Source organism: Agrococcus sp. GCM10030265, assembly GCF_042666675.1.
GTDB lineage: Bacteria > Actinomycetota > Actinomycetes > Actinomycetales > Microbacteriaceae > Agrococcus.
Map to the genome: position 1 here is coordinate 680,335 of NZ_JBHTCZ010000002.1, position 12,888 is coordinate 693,222.

Genomic DNA, 12,888 nt, shown 5'->3' on the forward strand with positions numbered 1-12,888 from the left:
TGTGAGGGCGACATGAGGGATGTCTCATGTCCGACCTGCGCGACCGCGCCCGAGGCGCCGGCTTGCGCGCGGTTCGAACGTGTGTTCGAATGAGCGGCATGCGATGGGAGTCCCAGCAGGCGACGCATGCCGACGCCGATGCGCTGCCCGGCCTCGAGGAGCGCTCGGCGACGCTCGAGCGATGGCCGACGCCGGGCTTCGACGGCATGGCCTTCATGGAGGTCACGGCGCGCAGCGCCCTCAACCACGTCGCCGGCGGCGGGCCCATGGGCGGCGCATGGACGATCAACCCGTACCGCGGCTGCCAGCACGCATGCGTCTACTGCTTCGCCCGCGACACGCACCGCTACCTCGACCTCGACGCGGGCGCCGACTTCGACAGCCGCATCGTCGTGAAGGCCAACGTCGTCGAGGTGCTCGAGCGCGAGCTGCGCACCACGAGGCGCGACGTCGACCGGGTGCACCTGGGCACGAACACCGACCCCTACCAGCGCGCAGAGGGCCGCTACCGGCTCATGCCCGGCATCCTGCGGGCGCTCGCCGCCCACGGCGCATCCATCGCCGTGCTCACGAAGGGCACGCTGCTGCGCCGAGACCTGCCGCTGCTCGCCGAGCTCGCGAAGGACGTGCCGGTGTCGATCGCGATGTCGATCGCCGTGTTCGACGACGAGCTGCAGCAGTCGGTCGAGCCCGGCACCCCGTCGACCGCCGCGCGCCTCGCGACCGTGCGCGCGGCTCGCGAGGTCGGCCTCGACTGCGAGGTCTTCCTCATGCCCGTGCTGCCCGGGCTCACCGACACGCGCGCGCACCTCGACCGCGCGTACGCCGCGATCGCCGAGGCGGGTGCGACGGGCGTCGCCACGAGTGCGCTGCACCTTCGGCCCGGCGCACGCGAGTGGTACCTCGCGTGGCTCGAGGCCGAGCATCCGCACCTGCGCGAGCAGTACGGCCGCATCTACGGCACGGGCGCGTACGCCTGCCGCGAGTACCGCGACTGGCTGCGAGCACGCACGACGCCGCTCGCACGCAGGCACGGGCTGCTGCGCTCGCGCGTCGCCGACGGCACGGGCACGAACTTCGTGCGCAACGCTCCCCCGCGCGGCGCGCGACAGCTGCCCTCGCGACCCGTCGAGCCGGTCGACGCCCCCGCGCCGCTGTTCTAGTCGGCGGCGTCGCCCGCGTCCGCGTCCGCGGCGCGCACGGGCTGCTGCAGCTCGACGATCCAGTCGGCCTGGTCGTCGGATGCCGCACGCACGTAGCGCTCACGTGCGATGCCCGTCGCGACGAGGCCGCGCTCGGCGATCGCGGCGTGCAGGGCATCCCACGTCGCCCGCACGCCCGACATGGGCCCGTGGTGCTCGAGGCACGCCGCCTGCTCGGCGGGCTCGACGTCGACCGACTCGACGCCCTCGGGCACGAGCATCCCCACGAGGTAGCCCGCGGTGACGCGCATGCGGTCATCGTGGCGCTCGTACGTGGCCATCGGCACGTCCTGCGCGCCCGGTGCGTGCCCGAAGGCGGTCTGCACCTCCTGGAAGAGCGCCTCGACCGCGCCCGGCACGGCCTCGAGCTGCACGTCGTCGGTGGCGGCTGCGAGGAGCACCCCCGGGAGGGGCCTGATCTCGACGTCGGTCATGCGGGAACCTTCCGTGGGGGCAGCCAGGTCATCGAACGGCGTCGGCGCCTGCGAGGCTGTCGCTCGCCCAGCGGCCGAGGTCGTCGAGCACGGGCATGAGCCGCTCGCCCGCATCCGTGAGCGCGTAGCGCACCGAGACGGGCGGACCGGGCTCGACGACGCGGTCGACGAGGCCGGCGCCCGCGAGCTCGGCGAGCCGGTCGGCGAGCATCGTGTCGCTGATGCCGGGGACGGCGCGGCGCAGCTCGGCGAACGAGCCCGTGCCGAAGCCGAGGACGCGCAGGAGCATGCCGTTCCAGCGCTTGCCCAGCACCGAGAACGCGCGCGTGATCGCGGCGTCGCAGACGTGCGGATCGTGGCTGGGCTCGGTCACGCCTCCATCGTACGTCTGCTACGCTCACGCAAGTCGCTTCGCTTTTCTGAGCGACTACGAATGCGCGAGCGATCGCGCGACGAAGGAGCAGCAGCATGTCCCTCTTCCGCCTCGACGCGAGCATCATGCCCGCGACCTCGGCGAGCCGCGCGCTCGGCGACATCGTGGAGTCCGCCTGGATCGCGGCACGCCCCGGCACCGACGTGCGGCGCCGCGACGTCGGCACGGCACCCATCGCCGCCGACCTCTGGGCCGCCGCGATCACCGAGGGCTTCACGCCCGAGGCCGACCGCACGGCGCTCCAGCGCGAGGCACGCGAGCTCTCGACGACCCTCGCCGACGAGCTGCTCGAGGCCGACGCCATCCTCCTCGCCGTGCCCCTCTACAACTACGGCGTCTCGCAGCACGCGAAGACGTGGTTCGACCTCGCCTACGCCGACCCGCGCATCGGCCCCGGCGCCTCGGGCCTCGCAGGCAAGCCCGCCGTGCTCGTGACGGTGCTCGGAGGCTCGTACGCGGCCGGCACGCCCAAGGAGGGCTGGGACCACTCGACCGGCTGGCTCGACCGCGCGCTGCGCGACGTCTGGGGCCTCGACCTCGAGGTGGTGCAGCGCGACCTGACGCTCGCGGGCGTCAACCCGGCGATGGATGCGCTGCGGCCGCTCGCCGACGAGCGCCGCATCGCCGCCGAGGCGCTCGCCGCCGAGGCCGGCGCACGCCTCGCGGGCACCCTCTCGCGCGCCTGACGCACACGACGACGCCCCGCATCCGCGTCACGGATGCGGGGCGCCGCCGTGCCACGGTCAGGCGCGGCCGCGCACGATCCCGTGCCAGTACACCTGCGGCAGCACGTGCCGATCGAGCAGGTACCACGCACGGTGCGCCCGCAGCTCGTCGCGCGCACGCACCGGCAGCGATCGACGCAGCGCTCCGCTGCGGTCGTACTCCGCGAACGACAGCCGACCACCGCCGGTGGCGACCGGCGCGACGGTGTAGCCGTCGTACCGCTCGAGTCCGTCGCCGGCACGCGCCCTGCGGATGTTCTCCACGACGATGCGCGACTGCTTCCGCAACGCGCCGCCCGTGCGCGCGTCGCCGAGCGCTGCGGCATCGCCGATCGCCCAGACCCTCGGATGCGTGGCGTGCCGCAGCGTCTCCGGGTCGACGTCGACGAAGCCGCCCGTGCCCGGCCCGTCGAGCCCGGACGCCGCGACGACCGGGGCGGCGGCGTACGGGGGCAGCAGATGCAGCAGGTCGACGCGTCGCCGACGCTCGCTCCCCTCCGACGCGAGCACCAGCTCGTCGCCGTCGATCGCGGCGACGCGCGTGCCGAGCCGTACGTCGACGCCGGCCGCCTCGAAGTGCCGGCGCCACTCCTCCTCGATCGCGGGCACCGTGTGCAGCGTCGGCTCGTCGTGCACGAGCACGACCTCGATCGCCTCGCGCACCCCCTCTCGTCGCCAGTGGTCGCAGGCGAGCAGCAACGGCTTCAGGGCGGTCTCGCGGCCCGACGCCGGCTGCCCGTGCAGCGTGAAGACGGCGGTGCCGCGCTCGAAGGTGCGGATGCGCTCCCATGCGCGCTCGAGCAGGGCGTCGTCGAACGTCGAGATCGCGAGGCCTCGCTGCACGGCCTCGGCTGCGCCGGGGAGCGCCTGCCAGTCGATGACCATGCCGGGCGCGAGGACCACGTCGGCGCCGGCGACCTCGGAGCCGTCGGCGCACGTGACGACGCGCGTCACGGGGTCGACGTGCACCGCGGAGGTGCGATGCCACGTCACCCCGTCGGGGATGAGGCTCGCCTGCGGGCGCTCGAGCTCGCGCGCGTCGGCGAGGCCGAGGCCGACGTAGTTCTGCAGCGGCTTGTACACGTGCCGCGTCGACGGCTCGATGAGCCCGACGTCCGAGCATCCGCGACGCCGCAGACGCGCCGCCGTGGCGAGCCCGCCGTTGCCCGCGCCGATCACCAGGACGTCGTGCCGATGCGTTGCCATGCCTCGACGCTACGGAGGCGACGCCCGCGCCGCCTGGCCTTGACGCCTGCGCGGCCGGCGGGCGTCAGCGCGTCGGCCACCGCCAGGCGGGCACGTCGAGCGGGCCCTCACGGCCGGCGACGAGGGTCTCGCCGTCATGCTTCTCGAGCTCGATGCGGGCACCGCCGAGGGCGTCGGCCAGATGCTGCTGATGCGTGACGACCACGACCTGCGTCGCCTCGGCCGCCTGCCCGACGAGCGCCGCGAGCGGCTCGACGAGGTCGGCGTGCAGGCTGCGCTCGGGCTCGTTCAGCACCACGAGGCTCGGCTTCTCGGCCGAGAGCAGGGCCGCGACGAGCAGCAGGTACTGCAGCGTGCCGTCGGAGAGCTCGGGCGCGCTGAGCGGACGCAGCAGGCCCTGCTGCTCGAGGGCGACCGCCATGCGGCCGTCGGACATCGGCAGCCGCAGCCGCGAGCCGGGGAAGGCGCGATCGATCGCATCGCGCACCTCGCGATCCCAGCCGGCCTCGATCGCCGTCTGCAGCACGGCGGCGAGGTTGGCGCCGTCGTCGTCGAGGCGCACGGCTCGCGTGGCCACCTGCGGCTGCCGCGCGGGCGCCGTGCGGTCGGTGCGCAGCGCGTCGTGGAAGCGCCAGCGCCGCAGCATGCGTCGTGCGCTCGCGAGCTCGGCGGCCTCCTCGTGCCCGGCGAGCTCGTCGAGCACCGACGCCCACGGGTGCAGGTTGGCGGCGAGCTGCTGCCAGTCGCGGTCGCTGCGCATGCGCGCGAGGCCGCGCTTGCGCTCGACGAGCACGCCCGCGGGCCGCGGATCGAGGCCAGCGAACACGTGCTCCTGCTTGATCTCGGGGTCGAGGTCGAAGACGCTGCGCTGCGCGACGGGGATGCCGAGGTCGATCGCGTATCCGAGCTCATCGGTCGCGACGCCCAGGCGCAGCGAGACGGGGCCCGATCGGATGGTGCCCTGCACTGCGCGGCCTCGTGCGGAGCCCTGCTCGGGGCCCGCCCATCGCACGGCGTCGAGGCCGCCGACCGATGCGAGCGAGCCGATCACGCGACCCTCGCCGCAGTCGGCGAGCAGTCGCAGCGAGCGGTACAGGTTCGACTTGCCGCTGCCGTTCGCGCCCGTCACGACGGTGAGCGGCTCGAGGTCGACCACGAGCGAGCGGATCGAGCGGTAGCCCTCGATCGCGAGGCGACGGATCATGCGCCGAGCAGCCCCCGCACGTATGCGGCCTGACCGGCGTGCTGGATGTCGTCGTCGGCGACGCTCACGAGCCGCACGCCGAGCGTGACGGGCGGATCCCAGCGGTCGTCGACGACGCGGTCGAGGTCGGCCTCGGCGAGCGTCTCGAGATATGCGATGGACCGCGCCTGCACGGCGTCGACGTAGGCGAGCAGCGCCTCGACGGACTCGGGTCGCACGCGTGCGACGTCGTCCGCGTCGTGGCCGTAGCCGGTGTCGTCGGCGTCGGGCTCGAGGCCGAACCGGGCCGCGTGGCCTCCCTCGACCCACTCCTGCGTCTCGCCTGCGAGCTCGCAGACATGGTGGTCCTGCACGCGCGCGAGGTGCCACACGAGCCAGGCGATCGTGTTCGCGCCCTCGGCGGGCCGCGCGACGAGCTGCTCGGGGCTCAGGCCGTCGACGGCGCGACGCACCTCCTCCGGGATGCGTCCGTAGACCTCGTGCAGCAGTGCGATGGCGTCCATCAGTCCTCCTCGGTCGTGCCGGCGTCGCCCGCGGGCGCCGCCTCCTCGGTCGTGCCCGCATCGCGGGCGGGCGTACCGGCGTCGTCGCCGGTCGCCTCCTCGTCGAGGGCCGGGGCCTCCGCGATCGCGTCGGGGCCCTCGGTCACGAGCAGGTGGAACTGCGCCGCGTCGATGATGCGCACGCCGAGCGTCTCGGCCTTCGTGAGCTTCGAGCCAGCACCGGGGCCGGCCGCGACGTAGTCGGTCTTCTTCGACACGCTCGATGCAGCCTTGCCTCCGGCCGCCATGATCGCCTCCTGGGCGCCCTCGCGCGTGTAGCCCTCGAGGGAGCCCGTCGCGACGACCGTGAGTCCGGCGAGCACGCCGCCGGCTGCGGCCGCGGCGCCCGGCCCCGGGTGCCCGGGGATCTCGAACCGCACGCCCGCAGCACGCCAGCGCCGCAGGATCTCCTGATGCCAGTCGACTGCGAGCCAGTCGATGAGCGCGTCGGCGATGATGGGCCCCACGCCCTCGACCTCGGCGAGCTCGTCGCGCGACGCGCGCTCGATGGCCTCGAGCGAGCCGAACCATCCCGCAAGCGCTCGCGCGGCGACGGGGCCGACGTGGCGGATGCTGAGGCTCACGAGCTGCCGCCAGAGGTCGGTCGTCTTGGCGCGCTCGAGCTCGGCGAGCAGCGTGGTGGCCTGCTTCGACGGCTGCGGGCCCTCGAGGCCCGCCTTGCGCTCGGCGGCGGTGGGATTGCGCTGGAAGGGCGTGCGGCGCGAGATCTCGTCGGTCTTGGCGTCGCGCTTCGGCTCGCCCGTCTCGCCGTCGCGCACGATGACCTCGATGCCGATGAGGTCGTCGATCGTGAGCTCGAAGAGGCCCGCCTCGGTCTCGAGCGGCGGCATCGCAGGCACCTCGGGCTGCGTGAGGGCTGCGGCGGTGACCTCGCCGAGCGCCTCGACGTCGAGCGCCCCGCGGCTGCCGACGTGCTCGACGCGGCCGCGTACCTGGGCGGGGCACGAGCGCGCGTTCGGGCAGCGCAGGTCGATGTCGCCCTCCTTCATGGGGCGCAGCTCGGTGCCGCAGTCGGGGCAGTGGCTCGGCATGACGAACGCGCGCTCGGAGCCGTCGCGCAGCTCGGCCACCGGCCCGAGCACCTCGGGGATGACGTCGCCCGCCTTGCGCAGCACGACGGTGTCGCCGATGAGCACGCCCTTCGCGACGACGACCTCCTGGTTGTGCAGCGTGGCCTGGCGCACGACGGATCCGGAGACGTGCACGGGCTCCATGACCGCGAACGGCGTTGCGCGACCCGTGCGGCCCACGCTCACGACGATGTCGAGGAGCCTCGTGCGCACCTCCTCCGGCGGGTACTTGTAGGCGATCGCCCACCGCGGCGCCCTGCTCGTGGCACCGAGCTCGTCGTGCAGCGCGAGCTCGTCGACCTTGACGACGACGCCGTCGATCTCGTGCTCGACCGAGTGGCGCTCGCGGCCGTGCCGCTCGACGTACTCGACCATGGCGTCGACGCCGTCGACGACGCGCAGGTAGGGGCTCGTGGGCAGGCCCCACTCGGCGAGGAGGCCGTACACCTCGGACTGCGTGGCGACGGGCGGCTGCTGCCATGCACCGATGCCGTGGACGTAGAGCCTCAGCGCCGCGATGCGGGCGTCGCCGGCCTCGCGCTCGAGGCCCGCCTTCTTGTCGAGCTGCTGCCGCAGCCCGCCGCTCGCCGCGTTGCGGGGGTTCGCGAAGGCAGGGAAGCGACGCAGTGCGCTCGCGAGCTGCGCCTCCTCGTCGAAGTCGCCCCGGCTCGCCGCCGGCCGCGCGGCCCAGCGCTCGCGCGAGCGCTCGAGCTGCCGAGCACGCAGCTGCTCCTGCAGCGCGTTGAGCGCCGCGAACTCGGCCGACGGGATGAAGACCTCGCCTCGCACCTCGACGAGCGCGGGATGCCCGGAGCCCGTCAGCTGCCGCGGGATGCCCGCGACGCGCAGGGCGTTCTCGGTGACGTCCTCGCCGACGCGACCGTCGCCGCGCGTCGCGGCCGTGACGAGGCGACCGTGCTCGTAGCGCAGCGCGATCGCGAGGCCGTCGATCTTCAGCTCGCACAGCCACGCGCCCTCGCGCCCGGCCGACGCGACCGTCTTCGCCGCCCACTCGCGCAGCTCGTCGACCGAGAAGACGTTGTCGAGGCTCAGCATGCGCTCGGCGTGCTCGACGGGATCGAAGAGCGCGGAGACCGTGCCGCCGACCGTCTGCGTCGGCGAGTCCTGCGACTGCAGCTCGGGATGCTCGCGCTCGAGCGCCTCGAGCGCATGCACGAGCGCGTCGTACTCGGCGTCGGAGAGGACCTGCGCATCCTGCTGGTAGTAGGCGTCGCGTGCCCGCTCGATCTGCTCGCGGAGCTCCTGCGCGCGGTCGTCGGCCGCGTCGAGCGTCGTCGTCATGCCCCCATCCTGCCGCGAACCCCCGACAGGCATCCGCCCGGTTGCGGATCGGCCGCACGCCGCTCCCGACCGGTCACGGGGCGCGTGGCGGTCGTCGAGGGCGGCGCAGCATCGGTCGGCGCGGACGGCCGAACCGGGCCGTGCGAGGAGCGCTCAGGCGTGCGCGGGCTCGGCCGCGGGCGCCGCGGGCGCCGCGGACGTCGTGCGGTCGATCGTGCACTGGCCGAGCACGCGCGTGCCGAGGTAGAGCACGGCCGACTGCCCCGTGGCGACGCCCGCGAGCGGCTCGTCGACGCGCACGACGAGCTCGTCGCCCACGAGCGAGGCGACCGCGGGCACGGGATCGGCGTGCGCGCGGATCTGCACCTCGACCGCGAGCGCCGCCCCCGCGTCGAGGCCAGGGTGCCGCTCCCCCGCCCACGAGACGCGCGAGCCCGCGAGCTCGACGATGGCGAGCGCCTCGCGCGGCCCCACGACGACCTCGCGCGTCGCCGGCCGCACCTCGAGCACGAAGCGCGGTCGCCCGTCGGGGCTCGGCACCCCGAGGTGCAGGCCGCGCCGCTGCCCGACCGTGAAGCCGTGCGCACCCGCGTGCTCGCCGACCTGCGTGCCGTCGCGATCGACGATCGCGCCGGGCGCCTCGCCCAGCCGCTCGGCGAGGAAGCCGCGCGTGTCGCCGTCGGGGATGAAGCAGATGTCGTGGCTGTCGGGCTTGCGAGCGACCGCGAGGCCGCGGCGCTCGGCCTCGGCCCGCACCTCCGCCTTCGACGCCGCGTCGGCGAGCGGGAACATGCAGTGCGCGAGCTGCTCGGCCGTGAGCACCCCGAGCACGTACGACTGGTCCTTCGCCCAGTCGGATGCGCGGTGCAGCTCCGGCCCGGACGCCGTGTCGACGACGCGCGCGTAGTGCCCGGTGGCGACGCGGTCGAAGCCGAGGCCGATCGCGCGGTCGAGGAGCGCCGCGAACTTGATTCGCTCGTTGCAGCGCAGGCACGGGTTCGGCGTGCGGCCGGCGGCGTACTCGCCGAGGAAGTCGTCGACGACCGCCTCCTGGAAGCGCTCGGAGAAGTCCCACACGTAGAAGGGGATGCCGAGCCGGTCGGCGACGCGGCGGGCATCCATCGCGTCCTCGACGGTGCAGCATCCGCGGGCGCCCGTGCGCAGCGTGCCCGCGTTCCGGTTGAGCGCGAGGTGCACGCCGACGACGTCGTGCCCGGCCTCGACGGCGCGTGCGGCGGCCACGGCGGAGTCGACCCCTCCCGACATCGCTGCGAGCACCTGCATGCCCTCCACGCTACCGGCGGCCATCGGCGCTGCTCCGCGGACCGGTCGGGATGCGCTGCCCGACGCGAGCGAGCGGCGCGGCGTCGAGCACGACCGGCGTCCGACCGGATCAGCCCGTCGACGACCGAGCGGGACCGTCGCGCCCGTCGGTGCGACGGCCCGCCTCCGTGGAGGCCGCGCGCGCCGTCGCGATCGCCGCGGGGAGCGCTGCGCACAGCGCGTCGACGTCGTCGGCCGTCGTCGTGCGCCCCAGGGAGACGCGCAGCGGCGCGAGGTGGCCGAGCCCCATGGCGCGGAGCACGTGCGACGGCTCCTGCACGCCCGCGGTGCATGCGGAGCCGTTCGAGACGGCGAACCCGAGCCGGTCGAGCGCGAACACGATGGTCTCGGCCTCGGCGCCCTCGATCGCGAGGTGGGCGACGTGGGGTGCGCACGCATCCGCGGGCGCCGTCGCCCGCACGCCCGGCACGGCGACGCCCGCTGCGAGCACCTGGTCGCGCAGCGCCGCCAGGCGCGCGCACTCCGACGCGAGCTCCGTCACGGCCTCCGCGATCGCGATCGACGCGAGGTGCGCGCCGAGCACGTCCTGCGTGCCCGAGCGCAGCCCGCGCTGCTGGCCGCCGCCGTGCACGATGGGCGCGATGGGCGCGTCGCGGGCGACGAGCAGCACGCCGACGCCCACGGGGCCGCCCACCTTGTGCGCCGAGAGGGCGATCGTCGCGACGCCCGCGGCAGACAGCCCCAGGGAGCGGGCGGAGACCGGCACGTGTCCGAGGGCCTGCACCGCATCCACGTGCATCGGCACCCCCGCGCGCGAGGCGAGCCGGCCGAGCGCCGCGACGTCCTGCACCGTGCCGATCTCGTTCGACACCCACAGCGCCGTCGCGAGCGCCGCGCCCGGCAGGGCGGCGGCGAAGGCCTCGGCGTCGACGACGGCCTGCTGCGAGATCGGCACCCACCGCACCTCGCGACCCGCCGACGCGAGGGCCTCGGCGGTGTCGAGCGTCGCATGATGCTCGCCGTCGGCGACGACGAGCGCGCCGGGCCGCACGCGTGCCATGCCCTGCAGCGCGAGGTTCGTCGACTCCGTGCCGCCCGACGTCAGCACGACCTCGGTGGGATGCGCGTCGACGGCCCCGGCGATCCGCTCCCGCGCCTCCTCGAGCATCGCGGCGGCGCGCTGCCCGGCGCGGTGCGTGGATGCGGGGTTCGCGAGCGACGGAGCCTCGGCCATCGCGGCGAGCACCGACGGCCGCAGCGGGGTCGTCGCGGCGTGGTCGAGGTAGCGCATGGCGTCGCCTAGCCTATGGAGCATGGATGGGTTCGGCGGAGGCCTGGGTCTCCGTGGGACCGAGCAGGGGCACCGCCTGAGCGTCTGGTCGCGGCACGCGACGTCGATGGAGCTGCGCGTGTTCGACCCCGACGACCTCGACGCCGTGTCGCACCGCGTGCCCATGCGCCGCGACGACGACGACGTGTGGAGCGTCGAGTCCGACCTGCTGCAGCCGGGCGCGGCCTACGCCATCGGCGTCGACGGCCCCACGGGCCCCACGCATCGCTTCGACGCGTCGCGGCACGCGCTGCCCCCGCATGCGAAGGGCATCCAGCGCACGCGCTCGGGCGACCACCGCGCCACGGTCATCGACTCGACGTTCGACTGGGGCGACTCGCGACGCCCCGCGACGCCGCTCGACGAGACCGTGATCTACGAGGCGCACGTGAAGGGCCTCACGCAGCTCTCGCCCCACATGCCTCCCGAGCTGCGCGGCACCTACGCGGGCGTCGCGCATCCGAGCACCATCGCGTACCTCAAGGATCTCGGCGTCACGGCGGTGCAGCTCCTCCCCATCCACTACTTCCTCTCCGAGCAACGACTGCTCGAGCAGGGGCGGGTGAACTACTGGGGGTACAACACGCTGTCGTGGTTCACGCCGCACAGCGACTACGCGTCGCGCACCAATCGGCTCGACGGCACGGGCGGCGTGCTGCGCGAGGTGAAGGGCATGGTGCGGCTCCTGCACGAGGCCGGCCTCGAGGTCTACCTCGACGTCGTCTACAACCACACCGCGGAGGAGGGCCCCGGCGGCCCGCCCGCGAGCCTGCGCCTCATCGACGACGCCTCGTACTACCGGCAGACGCCCGAGGGCCACTACGTCGACGTCACGGGATGCGGCAACACGCTCGACCTCTCGCTGCCCGCCGCGCAGTCGCTCGTCATGGACAGCCTGCGCTACTGGGCGCACGACGTGCAGATCGACGGCTTCCGCTTCGACCTGGCCGTGACGCTCGGTCGCGGCGAGGACGCCTCGTTCTCGCCCGACCATCCCCTGCTGCGCGCCATCGCCACGGATCCGACGCTGCGCGGCGTGAAGATGATCGCCGAGCCGTGGGACGTCGGCATGGGCGGGTGGCAGGTGGGGCGCTTCGGCGACGGCTGGAGCGAGTGGAACGACGGCTACCGCGACCGCGTGCGCCAGTTCTGGCTGGGCGACCACCGCAGGCTGCGTCACGGCGAGGCGGCGACCACGTCGGTCGGACCCATCGCGCACGCGATCGCCGGCAGCCAGGGCACGTTCACGGGCAGGCGCGGCCCGCTCGCATCGGTGAACCTCGTCACCGCGCACGACGGCTTCACGCTCACCGACCTCGTGCGCTACGACGAGAAGCACAACCTCGCGAACGGCGAGGACGGCCGTGACGGCACGAACGACAACCGCTCGTACAACCACGGCGTCGAGGGTCGCACCGACGACGTCGCCGTGCAGCTCGATCGGCGCCGCTCGATGCGCAACGTGCTCGGCACGCTGCTCGTGTCGGCCGGCATCCCGATGCTCACGGCAGGCGACGAGTTCGGCAGGACGCAGCGCGGCAACAACAACGCGTACTGCATCGACTCCGCGCTCACGTGGATGCCGTGGCTGCGCAAGCCCTGGCAGGACGAGTTCCTCGAGCAGACGCGCAGGCTCATCCGCCTGCGCCGCGAGCATCCTGCGCTGCGACCGCTCGAGTTCGGTCGCGACGACCTCCGCGTCGCCGGCTCGAGCCGCATGGAGTGGTTCAACGCCTTCGGTGCGCCCATGACGATCGAGGACTGGGAGCACGCGCACGACCGCACCGTGCAGTACATGGCCGAGTCGACGCCGATCGACGAGCCGTACTCGCGCGTGCTGGTCGTGCTGCACGGCTCGCCGCGCGCCACACCCGTCACGATGCCGAACGCCGACGGCGTCGAGGGATACGCGCTGCTGTGGTCGAGCGCCGACGACCGGCACGACGGCGAGGAGCAGGTGCCTGGCGACACGGTGACGGTCGAGCCGATGAGCCTGCGCGTCTACCGCGTCGACGGCGTGCCCGAGGCGGGCGTGCCCACCGCCGAGGTCGTGGAGTGGCGTCGCCGGTCGACGCCACCGCCTCCCCCGCCGCCCTCGATCGGCTGACGCCCGGCGCGCGGCCCTGCCACGGCGC

11 protein-coding genes are annotated in these 12,888 nt (G+C 74.2%); 3 read left to right on the forward strand and 8 right to left on the reverse strand.

The annotated features are described in order from the left end of the window. Positions 1-98: 98 nt before the first annotated feature. The gene (locus tag ACFQPP_RS07485; protein WP_376915939.1) at positions 99-1,163 is read left to right on the forward strand and encodes an Rv2578c family radical SAM protein; all 1,065 of its coding nucleotides are present in this window, start codon (positions 99-101) and stop codon (positions 1,161-1,163) included. On the opposite strand, the gene ACFQPP_RS07490 is transcribed toward ACFQPP_RS07485, so the two are convergent. Together ACFQPP_RS07490 and ACFQPP_RS07495 are read right to left on the reverse strand one after the other, a co-directional pair. Further along, entirely contained in the window at positions 1,160-1,636 is a 477-nt protein-coding gene (locus ACFQPP_RS07490) for a GyrI-like domain-containing protein (protein ID WP_376915941.1), read from the reverse strand. The two genes, ACFQPP_RS07485 and ACFQPP_RS07490, sit on opposite strands and share 4 nt — an antisense overlap. 28 nt (positions 1,637-1,664) lie before the next feature. Next, the gene (locus tag ACFQPP_RS07495) at positions 1,665-2,009 is read right to left on the reverse strand and encodes a winged helix-turn-helix transcriptional regulator (protein ID WP_376915942.1); all 345 of its coding nucleotides are present in this window, start codon (positions 2,007-2,009) and stop codon (positions 1,665-1,667) included. A gap of 95 nt (positions 2,010-2,104) precedes the next feature. Between ACFQPP_RS07495 and ACFQPP_RS07500 the strand changes: the two genes are divergently transcribed. Further along, the gene (locus tag ACFQPP_RS07500) at positions 2,105-2,755 is read left to right on the forward strand and encodes an FMN-dependent NADH-azoreductase (protein WP_376915943.1); all 651 of its coding nucleotides are present in this window, start codon (positions 2,105-2,107) and stop codon (positions 2,753-2,755) included. A 57-nt stretch (positions 2,756-2,812) separates the two neighbouring features. On the opposite strand, the gene ACFQPP_RS07505 is transcribed toward ACFQPP_RS07500, so the two are convergent. The 6 genes from ACFQPP_RS07505 to ACFQPP_RS07530 form a co-directional block, all read right to left on the reverse strand. Next, positions 2,813-4,000, reverse strand: a complete 1,188-nt coding sequence (locus tag ACFQPP_RS07505) for an NAD(P)/FAD-dependent oxidoreductase (protein ID WP_376915944.1) — start codon at positions 3,998-4,000, stop codon at positions 2,813-2,815. Between the two features lie 64 nt (positions 4,001-4,064). Beyond that, the gene (locus ACFQPP_RS07510; RefSeq protein WP_376915945.1) at positions 4,065-5,204 is read right to left on the reverse strand and encodes an AAA family ATPase; all 1,140 of its coding nucleotides are present in this window, start codon (positions 5,202-5,204) and stop codon (positions 4,065-4,067) included. After that, positions 5,201-5,707 (reverse strand): DinB family protein, encoded by a 507-nt coding sequence (locus tag ACFQPP_RS07515; RefSeq protein ID WP_376915946.1) that lies wholly within the window; start codon positions 5,705-5,707, stop codon positions 5,201-5,203. The genes ACFQPP_RS07510 and ACFQPP_RS07515 overlap by 4 nt, the downstream gene beginning before the upstream one ends. Next, positions 5,707-8,139 carry an NAD-dependent DNA ligase LigA gene (gene ligA / locus ACFQPP_RS07520; protein ID WP_376915947.1) on the reverse strand — a complete coding sequence of 811 codons (2,433 nt, stop codon included), beginning with the start codon at positions 8,137-8,139 and terminating at the stop codon, positions 5,707-5,709. The genes ACFQPP_RS07515 and ligA overlap by 1 nt, the downstream gene beginning before the upstream one ends. A gap of 153 nt (positions 8,140-8,292) precedes the next feature. Then, positions 8,293-9,423 carry a tRNA 2-thiouridine(34) synthase MnmA gene (gene mnmA, locus ACFQPP_RS07525; protein WP_376915948.1) on the reverse strand — a complete coding sequence of 377 codons (1,131 nt, stop codon included), beginning with the start codon at positions 9,421-9,423 and terminating at the stop codon, positions 8,293-8,295. Between the two features lie 109 nt (positions 9,424-9,532). Continuing rightward, entirely contained in the window at positions 9,533-10,714 is a 1,182-nt protein-coding gene (locus ACFQPP_RS07530; protein WP_376915949.1) for a cysteine desulfurase family protein, read from the reverse strand. A gap of 22 nt (positions 10,715-10,736) precedes the next feature. Here ACFQPP_RS07530 and glgX point away from each other — a divergent pair, with 22 nt between their 5' ends. Continuing rightward, positions 10,737-12,860 carry a glycogen debranching protein GlgX gene (gene glgX, locus ACFQPP_RS07535; protein WP_376915950.1) on the forward strand — a complete coding sequence of 708 codons (2,124 nt, stop codon included), beginning with the start codon at positions 10,737-10,739 and terminating at the stop codon, positions 12,858-12,860. Positions 12,861-12,888 lie beyond the last annotated feature (28 nt).